We start from the raw sequence: 16,939 nt of genomic DNA, 5'->3' as shown, positions 1-16,939 counted from the left end.
CCTAGTCCGCGCCCGAGGTCCGCCGCAGATCGGCGCCCAGGGCGTGCAGCTTTGCTTCGATGTTGTCATACCCGCGATCGAGGTGGTAGAGGCGATCGACCAGGGTCTCGCCCTCGGCCACCAGACCGGCCAGCACCAGACCGGCCGAGGCGCGCAGATCGGTGGCCATCACCGGCGCGGCGGTCAGTCGTCCGACCCCGCGACAGATGGCGGTATTGCCCTCGATCCGGATCTCGGCGCCCATCCGCTCGAGCTCGGGGACGTGCATGAAGCGGTTCTCGAAGATGGTCTCGGTGACCGTGCCGACGCCCTCGGCGATGCTGTTGAGGGCGCAGAACTGGGCCTGCATGTCGGTCGGGAAACCGGGGTGCGGCGCGGTGTGGATGTCGACCGCGCGCGGGCGCCGACCGTGCATGTCGAGGGCGATCCAATCCTCGCCGGTCGCGACCTCGGCGCCGGCCTCGCGCAGCTTCTGTACCACCGCGTCGAGCGCCTCGGGACAGGTCCGCTCGACCCGCACCCGCCCGCCGGTCATGGCGGCGGCGACCAGGAAGGTGCCGGTCTCGATGCGATCGGGCATCACCCGATGGCTGCCGCCGCCGAGCCGCTCGACACCCTGGATGCGGATGCGATCGCTACCGGCGCCCTCGACGCGCGCCCCCAGGGTATTGAGGAAGGCGCCGAGGTCGGCCACCTCGGGCTCGCGCGCGGCGTTCTCGATCACCGTCTCGCCCTCGGCCAGGACGGCGGCCATCATCAGGTTCTCGGTGCCGGTGACCGAGACCATCTCCATCACCAGCCGCGCCCCGCGCAGACGGCGCGCGCGGGCGCGAATATAGCCGCCCTCGACGGTGATCTCGGCGCCCATCGCGCGCAGCCCCTCGATGTGCAGGTTGACCGGGCGGGCGCCGATGGCGCAGCCCCCGGGCAGGGAGACATCGGCACGACCATAGCGCGCGAGCAGCGGCCCGAGCACCAGGATCGAGGCGCGCATGGTCTTGACCAGCTCGTAGGGCGCGGCGAAGTCGTGCAGCGTGCGCGGCTCGACCTCGACCCGATCACCCTCGCGGCGCAGCGCCGCACCCATCCGCCCGAGCAGCTCCAGGGTGGTGGCGATATCGCGCAGGCGCGGGATATTGGTCAGGGTCACCGGCGCGTCGGCCAGCAGGGTGGCGGCGAGGATCGGCAGCGCCGCGTTCTTCGCCCCCGAGGCCTCGACCACGCCATCGAGCCTGGTCCCACCGTTAATCAGCAGCTTGTCCATGGTCTCGGCGAACCCCTGAGGGACGAAGGCGCTCGCGCCCGCTCCCTCGCTCTGTTTCGATTGCGACGGACACGCCGCCGCCGGCCCAGGCTCGAGCATCACTCCAGCATCCACCACAGGCTCCCTGTCAGCTCGATCGCGCCGCTGCCGGGGTGGTCGATACCGGCAACAACTCCAGGATGTTCGAAAAGGCCGCGATCCGCCGCAGCGAATCGGGAAGATTGGCATAGCTCAGCGCGACACCGCGCGCCCGGGCGAGGTCGAGCCATTCGAGCAGCAGCGCCAGACCGGCGCTGTTGGCGGCGCTGACGCCGGCCAAGTCGATCTCGACGGTCGTGGGCGCGCGCAGCAACGCCTCGCCCTCGACCGCCAGCCGGGTAACCGTGGCGAGATCGAGTACGCCGTCGAGACGCCAGCGACCCGGCGCGGTCTCGCTCAGGCGGGTGGCGCTCATTCGCGCCCCTTGAGGTTCATGTCCTCGAGCCGGGCGATCAGACCGTCGATCCCGGAGCGCTGGATCTCGGTGGCGAAGTCGCTGCGATAGTTGCCGACCAGGCTGGCATTGCTGATCACCACGTCATAGACCTTCCAGCCGGAACCACCGTCGTACATGCGGTAGTCGACCGGGATCGGCGAACCGCCCGACTGCTGAACCTCGGTGGCGACGGTCACCATGTTCGGGCGCGAACTCGGGCGCACCGGCAGATAGCGGATCTCCTCGCCCGAATAGCTCAGCAGCGAGCGCGCATAGGTGCGGATCAGCACCTGCTTGAAGCTGTCGACCAGACGCTGGCGCTGCGCCTGACTGGCCTCGCGCCAATAGCGACCGACCGCGCCCTGGGTGATGCGCACGAAGTCGAAGTGAGGCGCGACCTGGTCCTCGAGCAGACCATAGATCAGGCTCGGATCGCGCTCGATCTCGGCGCGGCGCTGCTCGAGGGTGTCGAGCATGCGCATGGTGGTGCGCTCGACCAGGGCGGTGGCCGACTCCTGGGCCGCGCTCGCCAGACCACTGCCGAGGCTCGCCAGCACCAGGGTCACCAGCAATAGAAAATGACGTTGCCGCAACATCAGCCGTCTCCGCTTGCCTTACTGAATAAGAATTGTCCGATCATCTGCTCGAGGATCATCGCCGACTGGGTCTGCATGATCTCGTCACCGTCGCGCAGCACGTCGGGGCTGCCGCCGGGCTCGAGTGCGACGTACTGCTCGCCGAGCAGTCCGGAGGTGAAGACGTTGGCGAAGGTGTCCATCGGCAGGTTGTCGACCGCCGAGTCGATGCGCAGCGTCACCACCGCCTCGAAGGTGCGGGGATCGAAGTCCACCGCTTCCACGCGCCCGACCCGAACCCCGGCCATGCTCACCGGCGCACGCGCCTTGAGGCTGCCGACGTTGGCAAAGCGTGCGGTGAGCCGATAACCCTCGTCGACCCCGGCGAGATTGAGGTTGCTGACCTGCATCGCGAGGAAGAACAGGGCGACGAAGCCGGCGACCATGAAGGCCCCGACCAGGATCTCGATGTTGCGTTGTCTTGCCATCTCATCAGCCTCCGAACATCAACGCGGTGAGCACGAAATCGAGCCCGAGCACGGCCAGCGCGCCATGCACCACGGTACGGGTGGTCGCGCGGCTCACGCCCTCGGAGGTCGGGCTGCAGTCATAGCCCTGGAACAGCGCGATCCAGGTCACCACCACGCCGAACACCAGCGACTTGATGACACCGTTGACCACGTCCTCGCGAAAATCGACCGCCGACTGCATCTGGCTCCAGAAGGCGCCGGCGTCGACGCCAAGCAGCCCGATGCCGACGAAATAGCCGCCGATCACGCCGACGGCACTGAACACCGCCGCCAGCAGCGGCATCGCCAACACCCCGCCGAACAACCGCGGCACCAGGATCCGGCGCACCGGATCGACGGCCATCAACTCCAGCCCGGCGAGCTGCTCGGTGGCCTTCATCAGGCCGATCTCGGCGGTCAGCGCCGAGCCCGCGCGACCGGCCACCAACAGCGCCGTGACCACCGGGCCGAGCTCACGCACCAGCGAGGCGGCGACCATCAGCCCCAGGCTCTCGGCGGCGCCGAAGCGAGCCAGCACATAGTAGCCCTGCAGCGCCAGCACCATGCCGACGAACAACCCGGAGACGCCGACGATCAGCATCGAGAGCACGCCGACGTTGTAGACCTGCGCGATCAGCAGCCGCGGCCGGCGCAGCACCTCACCGATGCCGAGCACCATCGCCAGCAGCAGCCGATGGGCGCGTCCGAAGCGCGCCAGGGCATCGAGCCCACCGCGACCGAGTCGCGCCAGGGGATCGAACAACATCTCAGCGTCCTCCCCGGCTCAGCAGGTCTTCGGCCAGCGAGGGCCCCGGATAGTGGAAATGCACCGGCCCGTCGGCCTGACCGTCCATGAACTGGCGCACCCAGGTCGAGCGCTCGGCGGCGATCTCGGCCGGTGAGCCCTGGGCGACCACCCGACCGTGCGAGATCAGATAGACATGATCGGCGATCCGGCTGGTCTCGGCCACATCGTGCGACACCAGCACGCTGGTGAGGTTCGCCGCGTCGTTGAGCTGGCGGATCAGCGACACCAGCGCGCCCATGGAGATCGGGTCCTGGCCGGTGAAGGGCTCATCGTAGAGGATCATCTCGGGATCGAGCGCGATCGCCCGCGCCAGCGCTACCCGACGCGCCATGCCGCCGGACAGCTCGCTCGGCATCAGCGCGCGCGCGCCGCGCAGCCCCACCGCCTCGAGCTTCAGCAATACCAGCTTGCGCAGCAGCGAAGGCGAGAGGTCGGTGTGCTCGCGCAGCGGATAGGCGACGTTGTCGAAGACGTTGAGATCGGTCAGCAGCGCCCCGCTCTGGAACAGCATGCCCATGCGTCGGCGCAATCGATAGAGCGCGCTCTTGTCGAGCTCGTGCACCGCCACACCGCCGATCTCGACGCGACCGGCGTCAGGACGCAGTTGTCCGGTAATCAGTTTGAGCAGCGTGGTCTTGCCGGTCCCGCTCGGTCCCATCACCGCAGTCACGGCGCCGCGACGGATGTCGAGATCGAGCCCGTCGAAGATGACCCGCTCGCCGCGGCGGAAGGTCAGGTCGCGGACCCGCACCAGCACATCGTCGGTGGCGGATGCCCGCGCGGCTCCATTGGTGCCCGCAGACGCGTCCTCGACCCGGACGCCCGGCGCGCCGCCTGGGCCCTGGCTTGGCATCATGGTGAAATGTCGCTATCGACGCATCGGTCGGCCAAAGCGGGCAATTCTCGCGGCCCCGGCGCGGGGCGTCAAGCAAAGGGCGGCCAGCGACCAAGAAGATTGAACCGCCAAGCCGCGAAGGGCGCAAAGAAGAGGTAGGGCCTCCAGCGACCAGCCTCCAGTCGCCAGTGGGTGTGCGTCCTCGACAACAGCACGGCCTGCCATCACCATTGGCGCCGGCGCTTGAGGACACGTGACCACGGGCCGCTGGTCGCCGACCACCTGAACACCTTTGCGCTCTTTGCGGCTTGGCGGTTCAATCCTGGCGGCTGGCGGCTGGCGGCTGGCGGCTGGCGGCTGGCGACAGCCCCCTCGCCCGATGCGACATGTCCGCGTGGCATGGTGTATTTTTCTTGGTTTGACCGACCACTCATCGGCTCCATCCCCGAGACCATGACCGAACGACGACAACTCGGCGCCCGTCTGGCGCCGCTCGATGCCGGCGAGCACCAACGCATCATCGATCTCGCCCGTGCCGTTCTCGACACCGAGGCCCAGGCGATCACGGCGCTCGCCGCACGGATCGACACCCCTTTTGTCACCGCCTGTCGCTACATGCTCGCCTGCGCCGGACGCATCGTGGTCACCGGCATGGGCAAGTCGGGGCACATCGGCGGCAAGATCGCCGCCACCCTGGCGAGCACCGGCAGTCCGGCCTTCTTCGTCCACCCCGGCGAGGCCAGCCACGGCGATCTGGGGATGATCACCCCGCTCGACGTCGTGGTGGCGATCTCCAATTCCGGCGAGACCGCCGAGGTGCTCACCATCCTGCCGGTGCTCAAGCGCCTCGGGGTGCCGATGATCGCGATGACCGGGCGGCGCGACTCGACCCTGGCGCGCGAGGCCGACGTCCATCTCGATGTCACCGTCTCGGCCGAGGCCTGCCCGCTCGGCCTGGCGCCGACCACCAGCACCACCGCGGCGCTGGCAATGGGGGATGCGCTCGCCGTGGCGCTACTCGAGGCGCGTGGCTTCACCGCCGAGGACTTCGCCCGCTCGCACCCGGCCGGGAGCCTGGGGCGGCGCCTGCTGCTGCACGTCGACGACATCATGCATCGCGACGAACGGGTCCCCCGCGTCGGGCGCGAGGCGAGCCTGCTGGCCACCCTCGAGGAGATCTCGCGCAAGGGGCTGGGGATGAGCGCGGTGGTCGACGAGGGTGGGCGGCTGTGCGGCATCTTCACCGACGGCGACCTGCGCCGTGCGCTCGATCGCGGCGTCGACGTCCACCACACCCGGATCGAGACGGTGATGACCCGCGACTGTGTCACCATCTCCCCCGGCGCGCTCGCCGCCGAGGCGCTGCAGCTGATGGAGGCGCGCTCGATCAACGCGCTGCTGGCGCTCGACGACGAGCGCCGCCCGGTCGGCGCACTCAACATGCACGACCTGTTGCGCGCGGGCGTGGTCTGAAACTGCCCCCGCTGGTCAAAACCGCCCGCGCACCCGACAATGCGCCGCACAGGGGCCCGCCCCTTCTTCCTCATCAAGGAGTCACCAGGGAGATGCAAGAGATCCGCAACCGCGCCGCCGCCATTCGTCTGGCGATCTTCGACGTCGACGGCGTACTCACCGACGGCAGCCTCTATCTCGGCGACGACGGTCAGGAATACAAGGCGTTCAACGCCCGCGACGGTCACGGCATGGTGATGTTGCGCGAGTCCGGCGTGACCCTCGCGGTGATCACCGGGCGCAGCTCGCGGGTGGTCACCATGCGGATGAAGGGATTGGGGGTGAACCACGTCTACCAGGGCCAGCGCGACAAGCTCGCCGCCTATCTCGAGCTGCGCGAGCGACTGGGGATCGAGGACGCCGCCGTGGCCTATCTCGGCGACGACGTCATCGACCTGCCGGTGATGCGCCAGGTCGGGCTCGCCGCGGCGGTGGCCGATGCCCACCCGATGGTACGCGCCGAGGCGCACTGGCACACCACGGCGCACGGCGGGCGCGGCGCCGCGCGCGAGTTCTGCGAACTGATCATGGACGCTCAGGGGACGCTCGCGCGACTGGCCGGACAGCGTCCATGAGCACCCGCGCGCACTGGCCGCTGCGCTACTACCTGCTCGCCGCCTTCTTCGCCTTCAGCGGGCTCGCGGGCTGGTGGCAGGTCCAGCGCATCGACCAGCCGCAGGGACCGGCCACCGTACGCCCCCGCGTCCCCGACTACGTGGTCCACGCGTTCACCGCGCTCGAGACCGACACCAGCGGCGCACCGAGCCGACGCCTGAGCGCGACCGAGTTGCGTCAGTTCGTCGCCGAGGATCTCTCCGAGCTCGACCGCCCACACATGCAGCTGTTCCAGTCCGACGGACCGCCGTGGCGCGCGCGCGCCGAGCACGGGCTGGTGCTCGACGGCGGCGCGGAGGTGCGGCTGACCGGCGACGTCCATCTCGAGCGCGACGCCACCGCCGAGGCCCCGCCCGCGCACATCGAGACCGAGCAGCTCAACGTCTGGCACCAGCGCGCCTATGCCCGTACCGACCTGCCGGTGCGGGTGGCCAGCGGCGAGGACTGGCTGAGCGCCACCGGCATGCAGCTGTGGTACGACGAGCCGGCGCGCGCCACCTTCCACGGTCGCACCCGGATGCTGCTCGCCCCGACCCAGGAGACCCAACCATGAGCCCTCCACTGCGCCTGCTGGCACTGTTGCTGTTGTTCGGCTGGAACCCGGCCAACGCGCTCGACGACGACCCCCAGCAACCGATGTACATCGAGGCCGACGACGTCGAGGTACGCGAGGCCGAGGGCACCAGCATCTATGTCGGCAACGTCGAGGTCACCCAGGGCAGCATGCGCCTGCACGCCGACCACATGACCGTCTATCACCGCGAGGACCGCCGCCCGCGCCAGATCATCGCCATCGGCACCCCGGCGCGCTTCCGTCAACTGCTCGAGGACGACCAGGGCGAGGTCCGCGCCTTCGCCAGGCGCATGGAGTTCGACACCGACCGCGACGAGCTGGTGCTGATCGACGAGGCGGTACTGATCCAGGGCGAGGACCGCGTCGCCAGCGAGCGCATCGTCTACGACCGTGCCCGCGAACACTTCCGTGCCGGCGGCAGCGGTCGGGTGCGGATCACCATCACCCCCGAGGAGGAGTCATGACAGGGATCGACGGATGAGCGTACTGCGCGCCGAACAGCTCAAGAAACGTTATCGCAGCCGCGAGGTCCTGCGGGGAGTGAGCGTCGAGGTCGAGGCCGGCGAGGTGGTCGGGCTGCTCGGCCCCAACGGCGCGGGCAAGACCACCTGCTTCTATCTCATCGTCGGGCTGATCCCTGCCGACCAGGGGCGCATCACCCTCGACGAGCACGATGTCACCCTGATGCCGATGCATGCGCGCGCGCGCGCCGGACTGAGCTATCTGGCGCAGGAGCCCTCGGTGTTTCGCAAGCTCAGCGCGCGCGACAACATCCTCGCGATCCTCGAGACCCGCGGCGACCTCGACCGCGAGCAGCGCGAGCAGCGTTGCGAGCAGCTGCTCGAGGAGCTCGGCATCGCCCATATCGGCGAGTCGCTGGCACTCAGCCTCTCCGGCGGCGAGCGCCGTCGTCTCGAGATCGCCCGCGCGCTGGCCGTCGACCCCAAGGTGATGCTGCTCGACGAGCCCTTCGCCGGCGTCGACCCGATCGCCGTGGGCGACATCAAGGCGATCGTCTCGCACCTGCGCGAGCGCGGCATCGGCGTGTTGATCACCGATCACAACGTGCGCGAGACGCTCGACATCTGCGATCGCGGCTACATCATCAGTAATGGCGAGGTGATCGCCGCCGGCCGCCCCGACGAGCTGCTCGCCAACCAGCAGGTACGCGACGTCTATCTCGGCGCCGACTTCGCCATGTAGCATGTAGGCGGCAGCATCCGCGCCCCGCTGCTACATATTGGGAGTAAGATGAAGACCATCGCGCCCCGGCAGGGGGCGCGCTTGACGTGACTCAGGCACCTTTGTTGCCACCCGACCTATAATCGTCATAGGACGGTCATCGACCCGGCATAGAGACAGACGCAAGACGCATCGGCGATCCATGAAGCAAACCATCCAGCTTCGCCTCGGCCAACACCTGACGATGACGCCCCAGCTGCAGCAGGCGATTCGCCTCCTGCAGCTGTCGACGCTCGAGCTGCAGAAGGAGATCCAGGAGGCGCTGGACTCCAACCTGATGCTCGAGGAGGCCGAGGAGGCCGACCGCTTCGCCGCCAACGGAGAGGACAGCGGCAATGGCGCACACGAGTCCCCGCCCAGCGATGAGCAGGGCAGCGCCGAGCGTGAGCTCCAGGGCGAGACCAACGAGATCCCCGATGAGCTCCCGGTCGACACCCAGTGGGCCGATGTCTACGACGGCTATCTACCGCCGAGCACCCAGGGCAGCGCCGAGAACGCCGATTTCGACCCCTTCCTCCACCAGAGCCGCCCTCAGACCCTGCACGATCACCTCCTCTGGCAGCTCAACCTGATCCGGCTGAGCGAGCGCGACGAGATGATCGCCGAGGCGGTGATCGATGCCATCGACGCGCGCGGCTATCTTCGGGCCGATCTCGACGAGCTGCTGAGCACCATCGGCGACGATCAGATCAGCCTCGAGGAGATCGCCACCATGGTGCACCGGGTGCAGTCGTTCGATCCCCCGGGGGTCGGCGCCCGCGATCTCGCCGAGTGCCTGCAGATCCAGCTGCGGCAGCTCCCCGCCGAGACCCCGCAGCGCGACCTCGCGCTGGCGATCTGTCGCGACGGCTTCGAGCACCTGCCGCGCAAGGACATCGCCGCGCTGATGCGCCGCTTCAAGCAGACCGAGCCCGAGATTCGTGGTGCACTCACGCTGATCTGCCAGCTCAACCCGCACCCCGGCGACTTGATCGCGCAGGAGCCCCCGGAGTACGTTGTACCCGACATCTTCGTGCGCAGAGAGAATGGTCGCTGGTCGGTGGAACTCAACCCGGAATCCACACCTAAACTGAGGGTGAACGCAGACTACGCCCGGCTGATCCGGCGCGCCGACACCAGCAGCGACAGCGTCACCATGCGCAACCACCTGCAGGAGGCGCGCTGGTTCATCAAGAGCCTGGCGAGCCGCAACGACACCGTGCTGCGGGTGGGCGCCAAGATCGTGGAGATGCAGCAGGCGTTCTTCGAGCACGGCGAGGAGGCGATGCGGCCGATGGTGCTGCGCGACGTCGCCGAGGCGCTCGAGCTGCACGAGTCGACCGTCTCCCGGGTCACCACGCAGAAATACATGCATACGCCGAGGGGCACCCTGGAGTTCAAGTACTTCTTCTCGTCCCACGTCAGCACCACTTCTGGTGGGGAGTGTTCATCAACGGCGATCCGCGCGCTCATTCGTAAGCTGATCGCCGCCGAACCCGCCAGAAAACCCTTGAGCGACAGCAAGATCGCGGCCGAACTGGCCGATCGCGGCATCCAGGTCGCGCGTCGAACCGTCGCCAAGTACCGCGAGGCCATGGGTATTCCAGCCTCGAACGAGCGCAAACGCCTGGCATGAGCAGGCTGTTTGGAACCCCTGTAAGGAGTCCAATGATGCAAATCAATCTGACGGGTCATCACGTCGACATCACCGAGGCACTGCGCGACTACGTCGACAGCAAATTCGCACGCCTGGCGCGTCACTTCGACCACGTCACCAATGCCCACGTCATTCTCAGCGTTGAGAAGCTCGACCAGAAGGCCGAGGCGACGCTGCACATCAATGGTGGGAAGCTCTTCGCCGACTCCGTGCATGAAGATATGTATGCCGCGATCGACGGCCTGACCGACAAGCTCGATCGCCAGATCCTGCGCCACAAGGAGAAGAAGAACGACTATCGCAGCGCACCCGGCCCGAAGGCGGCCGACTCTGAAGCCGAGGCCGACGCCGAGGCCGATACCGAATAGCCCGGCAACGGCCTGATGGCCCATGCGTCGGCGGGGCGTCGGGACACCCGACACCCGCCGGACCGACGCACCGACACCTCGAACGGATCCGTGATCGCGCCGTTCGGGGTGTTTTGCATTGAGACCCTGAGATCCGAGCCGATATCGACACCTGCGGGCTCCGACGACTCGAAGGACACCCAGAATCCATGACCACGACCACGCGCCCCGATCACCCGCCGGTATGGACACCGGACACCGTCACCGCCCAGCGCCCCTGTCCCTGCGACCACCAGGAGCCTTGACCGATGTTCAGTCCAGACCTGATCAGCGAGGCCCGAGTCAGCTGCGGTGCCGAGATCGCCAGCAAGAAGCGGCTGCTCGAGACGCTCGCCGAGCTGCTGGCCAACGACCACCCCCGTCTCAACACCGAACTCGTCTTCGAGCGTCTGCTCGAGCGCGAGCGACTCGGCAGCACCGGACTCGGTCACGGTGTGGCGCTGCCGCACGCCCGCATCAAGGAGATCAACGAGGTGCTCGGGGCCTTCGTCAGCACCAGCACCGGGGTCGACTATGACGCGATCGACGGCGAGCCGGTCGATCTCGCCTTCGCCCTGCTGGTCCCGGAGAGCGCCACCGAGGAGCATCTGCGCTTGCTCGCCCGGCTCGCCGGCATGTTCAGCGACCCGGCCACCCGCGCCGCGCTGCGCGAGGCCGGCTCGGCGGCGACCGTCCTGCAACTGATCGAGACGAGCGAGGCGCGCTAGCGCCACGCCGACCTGGGCCATGCTCGACAGCCTCCAGTCACTCCTCGAACAGACCGGCCCGCGGCTGCAGCTGCGCTGGCTCAACGGCGAGCCCGAACAAGGCTCCCCACTGCGCCGGCCCGAGCGCGCACGCTCGCGCGAGTCGCTGATCGGCTCGCTCAACTGCATCCATCCCAACTGTCTGCAGGTGATCGGGCGCGCCGAGCAGCGCTATCTCCAGGCACTGGGACGCACCGCCTTCGAGGAAACCCTCGAGCAACTCTTCGCCGAGCAGCCGGCGGCGATCCTGTTCGCCGACGGCCTCGAGCCCCACCCCGCCTTCTTCGCCTTCGCCGCCGAGCACGACACCCCGCTGCTCGGCTCGCCGCTCGGCGACGAGGAGCTGATCAACCACCTGCGCTATTTTCTCACCCACGCCCTGGCCGAGCGCCAGACCCTGCACGGCGTCTTCATCGAGGTGCTGGGGATGGGGGTATTGCTGGTCGGCGATCCGGCGGTGGGCAAGAGCGAGCTGGCGCTCGACCTGATCACCCGCGGTCATCGGCTCATCGCCGACGACGCGCCGCGCTTCGCGCGCATCGCCCCGGAGGCCATCGAGGGCACCTGCCCGGAGACCCTGCGGGACTTCCTCGAGGTGCGCGGGCTGGGTATCCTCAACATCCGCGCGATGTTCGGCGAGGGCGCGGTCCAGCGCAGCAAGACGCTGAACCTGATCATCGATCTGCAACCCCTCGACCAGCAACAGATCGCCGGTCTCGACCGGCTCACCGGCAGCCTCTCGGCAACCGACGTGCTCGGGGTGGCGATCCCAACCATCACCATGCCGGTGGCGCCGGGACGCAACCTGGCCATCCTGGTGGAAGCGGCAGTGCGCCACCAGATCCTACGTATCCGTGGCTATGACGCCGGCGTCGACTTCATCGACCGGCAGGCGCGGGCGATCCGTCTCGACCGCCCCGACCCGCCCGGCCCCGGATCCAGACCCTAGCACCGCTCCCGACCTCGATCGGGACCGGCCCGGAGCAACCCGCAGCCCATGAAACTCGTCATCCTCAGTGGCCTGTCCGGCTCGGGCAAGAGCGTCGCCCTGCATACGCTCGAGGACCTTGGCTATTACTGCATCGACAACCTGCCGCTGTTCCTGCTCAAGGACCTGGTCGCGGGGCTGCGCAAGGCCCCCGACGACGGCTTCTCCAGCACCGCGGTGGGCATCGACGCGCGCACCAGCCCGCGCGCGCTCGGTCGGCTCGCGGAGCTGATCGAGGAGGCACGCGCCCAGGGCATCGACTGTCGGGTGATGTTCCTCGACGCCGACACCGACACCCTCAAGCGCCGCTTCAGCGAGACCCGGCGGCGTCACCCGCTCACCCGCGGCAACCGCTCGCTCGACGAGGCCATCCGCCTCGAGCGCCGTCTGCTCGAGGCCATCGGCCGCTGCGCCGAGATCCGTATCGACACCACCCACACCAATGTGCACGAACTACGCGACCTGGTCCGCGCCCACCTCGTCGGCAGCGACTCGCCCAAGGTCTCGATCCTGCTGCAGTCGTTCGGCTTCAAGCACGGCGTGCCCAAGGACGTCGACTTCATCTTCGACGTGCGCTGCCTGCCCAACCCGCACTGGCAGCCGGAACTCAAGCCACTGACCGGACTCGATCAGCCGGTGATGGAGTTCCTCGACGCCAGCACCGAGGTCGGCGAGATGCGTGACGACATGCTCGCCTTCTTCGACCGCTGGATCCCGCGCTTCGAGACCGACGGGCGCAGTTATCTCACCATCGCCATCGGCTGTACCGGCGGCCAGCATCGCTCGGTCTACATGACCGAGGCGCTGCGCCGTCACTTCGAGCAGACCGGTCACAAGGTGCTGGTCAGACACCGGGAGTTACCGTGAGCATCGGACTGTTACTCATCACCCACCAGCCACTCGGCGGCGACCTGCTGCGCATCGCCAGCGCCATCCTCGGCACCGAGCCGGCAGCCACCGAAGCGCTCGAACTGGTCAACGACCGTCCCTGCGAGTGCATGCTGCGCGAGGCGCTCGACTGCGTCGACCGACTCGACCAGGGCGGCGGCGTACTGGTGCTCACCGATCTCTACGGTGCCACCCCGGCCAACATCGCCCTGGCGCTGCACGAGCAGCGACGCCGGGTGCGGGTGATCTCCGGGGTCAACCTGCCGATGCTGCTGCGCGCGCTCAACTATGCCGAGCTCGACCTCGACAGCGTCGCCGAGAAGGCGCTCGAGGGCGGGCGCGAGGGTGTGATTCGCTGCCAGGAGCAGGACGCATGACCAGCAAGGACTTCGAGATCATCAACAAACTCGGCCTCCACGCCCGCGCTGCGGCCAAGCTGGTGCAGTGCGCCAACGGCTTCACCAGCCGCATCGAGGTCGAGCGCCGCGGTCAGCGCGTCAACGGCAAGAGCATCATGGGGGTGATGATGCTGGCCGCCAGCCGCGGCACCTGGATCACCGTCAGCGCCGAGGGCGAGGACGAGGCCGCTGCACTGACGGCGATCGAGCAACTCATCGGCGACCGCTTCGGGGAAGGCGAGTGACCATCGCCTACCAGGGCATCGGCATCCACTCGACGCGCGCCATCGCGCTCGGGCCGGCGCTGGTCGACAGTCGCAGCCTGGCCACCATCGGCCATATCGAGATCAGCGACGAGCAGGTACCCGCCGAACTCGAGCGGCTGGAGCGGGCGATCGCCTCGGCACGTGGCGCGCTCGAGGCGGTGCGCGCGCAGATCCCCACCCAGACCCCGCAGAACATCGCCGAATTCATCGATACCCATCTGCTGATGCTCGAGGACGCGGCGCTGGTCGAGGAGGTCCGGCGCATCGTCAGCGCCGAGCGCTGCAGCGCCGAGTGGGCGCTGCAGCAGCAGCGCGACACCCTGGTGCGCATCTTCGACGAGATGGACGACCCCTATCTGCGCACCCGCCGTGACGACGTCGAGCACGTCGTCCACCAGATCCAGTCCTTCCTCGCCGGCGAGTCCCCGGAGCCGCGCCTGCCCGAGCACGATCTCGACGGCCATGTGGTGGTCGCCCGCGACCTCACCCCGGCCGATACCATCCTGCTCCATCATCGCGGCATCGCCGGCTTCGTCACCGAGTTCGGCGGGCCGATGTCGCACACCGCGATCCTCGCGCGCAGCCTCGGGGTCCCGGCGGTGATCGGGGTGCGCAACATCACCCGCTACATCGAGCCGCGCGAGTTCCTGGTGGTCGACGGCGAGAACGGCACCGTGCTGTGCGATGCCGACGACCTCACCATCGCCCACTTCCGTGATCGCGTCCGCGCCGCCGAGGCGCGCCAGCACCGGCTGCGCCGACTGATCGGACGCGCCGCGCGCACCCGCGATGGCATCGCAGTCGGCCTCCAGGCCAACCTCGAGCTGCCCGAGGACGTGGAGACGGCGCGCGCCAACGGCGCCGCCGGCGTCGGACTCTACCGCACCGAGTTCCTCTACATGAACCGCCTCGACCTGCCCGACGAGGAAGAGCAGTTCGCCAGCTACGCGGCGATGATCGAGGGACTCGGCGGCATCCCCACCACCATCCGCACCCTCGATCTCGGTGCCGACAAGGACAGCGCCGCCCAGCCCATCGAGCCGAGCGGCAATCCCGCGCTGGGGCTGCGCGCGATCCGTCTCTGTCTCAAGGAACCGGCACTGTTCCGACCACAGCTGCGTGCCATCCTGCGCGCCTCGGCGCTCGGTCCGGTGCGGCTGATGCTGCCGATGGTCTCGGGGGTGCGCGAGGTCATGGCGGTACGCCAACTGCTCGAGCAGCTCAAGCGCGAACTCGCCAGCGAGGGGCTGGCGCACGACCCGGCGCTACCGCTCGGCGCGATGATCGAGGTGCCGGCCGCGGCGCTCGCCGCCGGGGCCATCGCCCGTCACTGCGATTTCCTCTCGATCGGCACCAATGACCTCATCCAGTACACCCTCGCCATCGATCGCCTCGACGACGCCGTCAACGACCTCTACGACCCCACCCACCCGGCGATCCTGCGGCTGATCCGCATGACCATCGAGGCCGGTCGCGCCCGCGGCATCCCGGTCGGGATGTGCGGCGAGATGGCCGGCGACGCGCGCTTCACCCGTCTGCTGCTGGGGCTCGGGCTGCGCGAGTTCAGCATGCAGCCCGGTGCCCTGCTCGACGTCAAGGAGGTGGTGCTCGCCGCCGACACCAGCACCCTGCAGCGACGCACCGAGGCGCTCTTCGCCCGGCTCGACGAGGCCGACCCACAGGACCTGCTCGCGGCACTCAACACCGATTGACGCCGCCCCCAGGCCCCTCCCATCGGCTCTGTTAGGATAGGCGCAACCGAGCGCCGGCCCCCGCGATGCACCGCCACCCCGCGCCCGGCGAGCGTCTCCCAATCACAGCAGCCACGGGCAGCCATGACAGCCGCAGCACCCAGCACCACTGACGACCAGCGTTTCGCCGATCTTCACCAGGTTCTCGAGCAGGGCGCCATGCGCAAGGCCGCGCGCATGCTCAATGCACTGCAGCCGGCCGAGATCGCCCACCTGCTGGAGTCGCAGCCGCCCAAGGAGCGCGAGCTGGTGTGGAGTCTGGTCGATGCCGAGTACGACGGCGAGATCCTCACCTATCTCAACGACGACGTGCGCGAGCAGCTGATCAGCCAGATGGACGCCGGCGAGCTGGTCGCCGCCGTCGGCGGGCTCGACACCGACGACCTTGCCGACCTCATCCAGGACCTGCCGGTGACCATCACCAGCGAGGTCCTCAAGTCGCTCGACCAGCAGCGTCGCGAACGGCTGCAGACCGCCCTCGCCTTCCCCGAGGACAGCGCCGGCGGCTTGATGAACACCGACACCGTGACCGTCCGCCCCGAGGTCACGCTCGACGTGGTGATGCGCTATCTGCGCCGACTCAAGGACGGGCTGCCGGACATCACCGACAACCTCATCGTGGTCAACCGCGAGGGCTACTATCTCGGCGTACTCTATCTCACCGATCTGCTCACCCACGACCCCGAGGAGACGGTGGCCGAGGCGATGACCCTGGCGGTGCAGGCGATCCCGGCGACCTGGGGGGCGCGCGAGGTGGCCACCCGCTTCGAGCAGCACGACCTGGTCACCGCACCCGTGGTCGACGACTCGGGACTGCTGCTCGGGCGCATCACCGTCGACGACGTGATGGACGTCATCCGCGAGGAGGCCGAGCACCAGTTCCTCGGCCAGGCCGGTCTCTCCGAGACCGAGGACATGTTCGCCCCGGTGCTGCTCAGCGCGCGACGTCGCGCGCTGTGGCTCGGGGTGAACCTGCTCACCGCCTTCCTCGCCGCCTGGGTGATCGGTCGCTTCGAGGACACCATCCAGCAGGTGGTGGCGCTGGCGGTGCTGATGCCGGTGGTCGCGAGCATGGGCGGTATCGCCGGTACCCAGACCCTGACCCTGGCGATCCGCGGCCTGGCGATCGGTCAGCTCTCGAGCAAGAACGCCCGCTGGCTGCTGTGGAAGGAGCTGGCGGTGGCGGCGATCAACAGCGTGGTCTGGGCGGTGGTGGTGGCGGCGGTCGCCGCCTACTGGTTCGGCGATCCGCAGATCGCGCTGGTGATCGGCGTGGCGATCACCATCAACCTGCTCGCCGCCGCCCTCGCCGGGGCGCTGCTGCCGATGGCGCTGGAGCGCTTCGGCATCGACCCGGCGCTCGCCGGCGGGGTGATCCTCACCACCGTCACCGACGTGGTCGGCTTCGTCGCCTTCCTCGGGCTCGCCACCCTGTTCCTGGTCTGAGCCA

The 16,939-nt window shown here is 68.6% G+C and carries 20 protein-coding genes; 14 read left to right on the top strand and 6 right to left on the bottom strand.

What is annotated here, in order from left to right:
* Window position 1: 1 nt before the first annotated feature.
* The 6 genes from murA to ACAM26_RS04945 all read right to left on the bottom strand — a co-directional run bounded on the left by murA (window position 2) and on the right by ACAM26_RS04945 (window position 4,487).
* Window positions 2-1,264 (bottom strand): UDP-N-acetylglucosamine 1-carboxyvinyltransferase, encoded by a 1,263-nt coding sequence (murA, locus tag ACAM26_RS04970; protein ID WP_123139526.1) that lies wholly within the window; start codon window positions 1,262-1,264, stop codon window positions 2-4.
* A gap of 127 nt (window positions 1,265-1,391) precedes the next feature.
* On the bottom strand, window positions 1,392-1,718 hold the full coding sequence (locus ACAM26_RS04965; RefSeq protein ID WP_123139527.1) for a lipid asymmetry maintenance protein MlaB: 327 nt from the start codon (window positions 1,716-1,718) through the stop codon (window positions 1,392-1,394).
* Window positions 1,715-2,335, bottom strand: coding sequence for a phospholipid-binding protein MlaC (locus ACAM26_RS04960; protein ID WP_123139528.1), 621 nt, complete (start codon window positions 2,333-2,335; stop codon window positions 1,715-1,717). Before ACAM26_RS04960 ends, ACAM26_RS04965 begins: the two co-directional genes overlap by 4 nt.
* A complete protein-coding gene (gene mlaD / locus ACAM26_RS04955) occupies window positions 2,335-2,802 on the bottom strand; it encodes an outer membrane lipid asymmetry maintenance protein MlaD (RefSeq protein WP_234524881.1) in 468 nt (155 codons plus the stop codon). The genes ACAM26_RS04960 and mlaD overlap by 1 nt, the downstream gene beginning before the upstream one ends.
* A 4-nt stretch (window positions 2,803-2,806) precedes the next feature.
* Window positions 2,807-3,589: a lipid asymmetry maintenance ABC transporter permease subunit MlaE gene (gene mlaE / locus ACAM26_RS04950; protein WP_005224479.1), complete on the bottom strand. Its 783-nt coding sequence runs from the start codon at window positions 3,587-3,589 to the stop codon at window positions 2,807-2,809.
* Window position 3,590: 1 nt separating this feature from the next.
* The gene (locus tag ACAM26_RS04945; RefSeq protein WP_123139530.1) at window positions 3,591-4,487 is read right to left on the bottom strand and encodes an ABC transporter ATP-binding protein; all 897 of its coding nucleotides are present in this window, start codon (window positions 4,485-4,487) and stop codon (window positions 3,591-3,593) included.
* A gap of 432 nt (window positions 4,488-4,919) precedes the next feature.
* Here ACAM26_RS04945 and ACAM26_RS04940 point away from each other — a divergent pair, with 432 nt between their 5' ends.
* The 14 genes from ACAM26_RS04940 to mgtE all read left to right on the top strand — a co-directional run bounded on the left by ACAM26_RS04940 (window position 4,920) and on the right by mgtE (window position 16,935).
* Window positions 4,920-5,939: a KpsF/GutQ family sugar-phosphate isomerase gene (locus ACAM26_RS04940; RefSeq protein WP_123139531.1), complete on the top strand. Its 1,020-nt coding sequence runs from the start codon at window positions 4,920-4,922 to the stop codon at window positions 5,937-5,939.
* Window positions 5,940-6,031: 92 nt separating this feature from the next.
* Window positions 6,032-6,553 (top strand): 3-deoxy-manno-octulosonate-8-phosphatase KdsC, encoded by a 522-nt coding sequence (kdsC, locus tag ACAM26_RS04935; protein WP_123139532.1) that lies wholly within the window; start codon window positions 6,032-6,034, stop codon window positions 6,551-6,553.
* Window positions 6,550-7,146, top strand: coding sequence for an LPS export ABC transporter periplasmic protein LptC (gene lptC, locus ACAM26_RS04930; RefSeq protein WP_123139533.1), 597 nt, complete (start codon window positions 6,550-6,552; stop codon window positions 7,144-7,146). The genes kdsC and lptC overlap by 4 nt, the downstream gene beginning before the upstream one ends.
* Window positions 7,143-7,631 carry a lipopolysaccharide transport periplasmic protein LptA gene (gene lptA / locus ACAM26_RS04925; protein ID WP_123139534.1) on the top strand — a complete coding sequence of 163 codons (489 nt, stop codon included), beginning with the start codon at window positions 7,143-7,145 and terminating at the stop codon, window positions 7,629-7,631. Before lptC ends, lptA begins: the two co-directional genes overlap by 4 nt.
* Before the next feature lie 13 nt (window positions 7,632-7,644).
* On the top strand, window positions 7,645-8,370 hold the full coding sequence (gene lptB / locus ACAM26_RS04920) for an LPS export ABC transporter ATP-binding protein (protein WP_123139535.1): 726 nt from the start codon (window positions 7,645-7,647) through the stop codon (window positions 8,368-8,370).
* Window positions 8,371-8,551: 181 nt separating this feature from the next.
* Window positions 8,552-10,024: an RNA polymerase factor sigma-54 gene (locus ACAM26_RS04915; RefSeq protein WP_123139536.1), complete on the top strand. Its 1,473-nt coding sequence runs from the start codon at window positions 8,552-8,554 to the stop codon at window positions 10,022-10,024.
* A 35-nt stretch (window positions 10,025-10,059) separates the two neighbouring features.
* Window positions 10,060-10,413: a ribosome-associated translation inhibitor RaiA gene (raiA, locus tag ACAM26_RS04910; RefSeq protein ID WP_062273339.1), complete on the top strand. Its 354-nt coding sequence runs from the start codon at window positions 10,060-10,062 to the stop codon at window positions 10,411-10,413.
* A gap of 287 nt (window positions 10,414-10,700) precedes the next feature.
* Window positions 10,701-11,159, top strand: a complete 459-nt coding sequence (locus ACAM26_RS04905) for a PTS sugar transporter subunit IIA (protein WP_062273166.1) — start codon at window positions 10,701-10,703, stop codon at window positions 11,157-11,159.
* A gap of 19 nt (window positions 11,160-11,178) precedes the next feature.
* On the top strand, window positions 11,179-12,147 hold the full coding sequence (gene hprK / locus ACAM26_RS04900; RefSeq protein WP_123139537.1) for an HPr(Ser) kinase/phosphatase: 969 nt from the start codon (window positions 11,179-11,181) through the stop codon (window positions 12,145-12,147).
* Between the two features lie 48 nt (window positions 12,148-12,195).
* Window positions 12,196-13,053, top strand: coding sequence for an RNase adapter RapZ (rapZ, locus tag ACAM26_RS04895; RefSeq protein WP_123139538.1), 858 nt, complete (start codon window positions 12,196-12,198; stop codon window positions 13,051-13,053).
* Window positions 13,050-13,451 (top strand): PTS sugar transporter subunit IIA, encoded by a 402-nt coding sequence (locus ACAM26_RS04890; RefSeq protein ID WP_123142522.1) that lies wholly within the window; start codon window positions 13,050-13,052, stop codon window positions 13,449-13,451. The genes rapZ and ACAM26_RS04890 overlap by 4 nt, the downstream gene beginning before the upstream one ends.
* A complete protein-coding gene (locus ACAM26_RS04885; RefSeq protein WP_123139540.1) occupies window positions 13,448-13,717 on the top strand; it encodes an HPr family phosphocarrier protein in 270 nt (89 codons plus the stop codon). Before ACAM26_RS04890 ends, ACAM26_RS04885 begins: the two co-directional genes overlap by 4 nt.
* Window positions 13,714-15,450, top strand: coding sequence for a phosphoenolpyruvate--protein phosphotransferase (gene ptsP, locus ACAM26_RS04880; RefSeq protein ID WP_123139541.1), 1,737 nt, complete (start codon window positions 13,714-13,716; stop codon window positions 15,448-15,450). The genes ACAM26_RS04885 and ptsP overlap by 4 nt, the downstream gene beginning before the upstream one ends.
* A gap of 123 nt (window positions 15,451-15,573) precedes the next feature.
* The gene (gene mgtE / locus ACAM26_RS04875; RefSeq protein ID WP_123139542.1) at window positions 15,574-16,935 is read left to right on the top strand and encodes a magnesium transporter; all 1,362 of its coding nucleotides are present in this window, start codon (window positions 15,574-15,576) and stop codon (window positions 16,933-16,935) included.
* Window positions 16,936-16,939 lie beyond the last annotated feature (4 nt).

This window comes from Marichromatium sp. PS1, from assembly GCF_041155115.1.
Lineage (GTDB): Bacteria > Pseudomonadota > Gammaproteobacteria > Chromatiales > Chromatiaceae > Marichromatium > Marichromatium gracile.
This window is presented reverse-complemented; position numbering and strand designations above follow the sequence as displayed.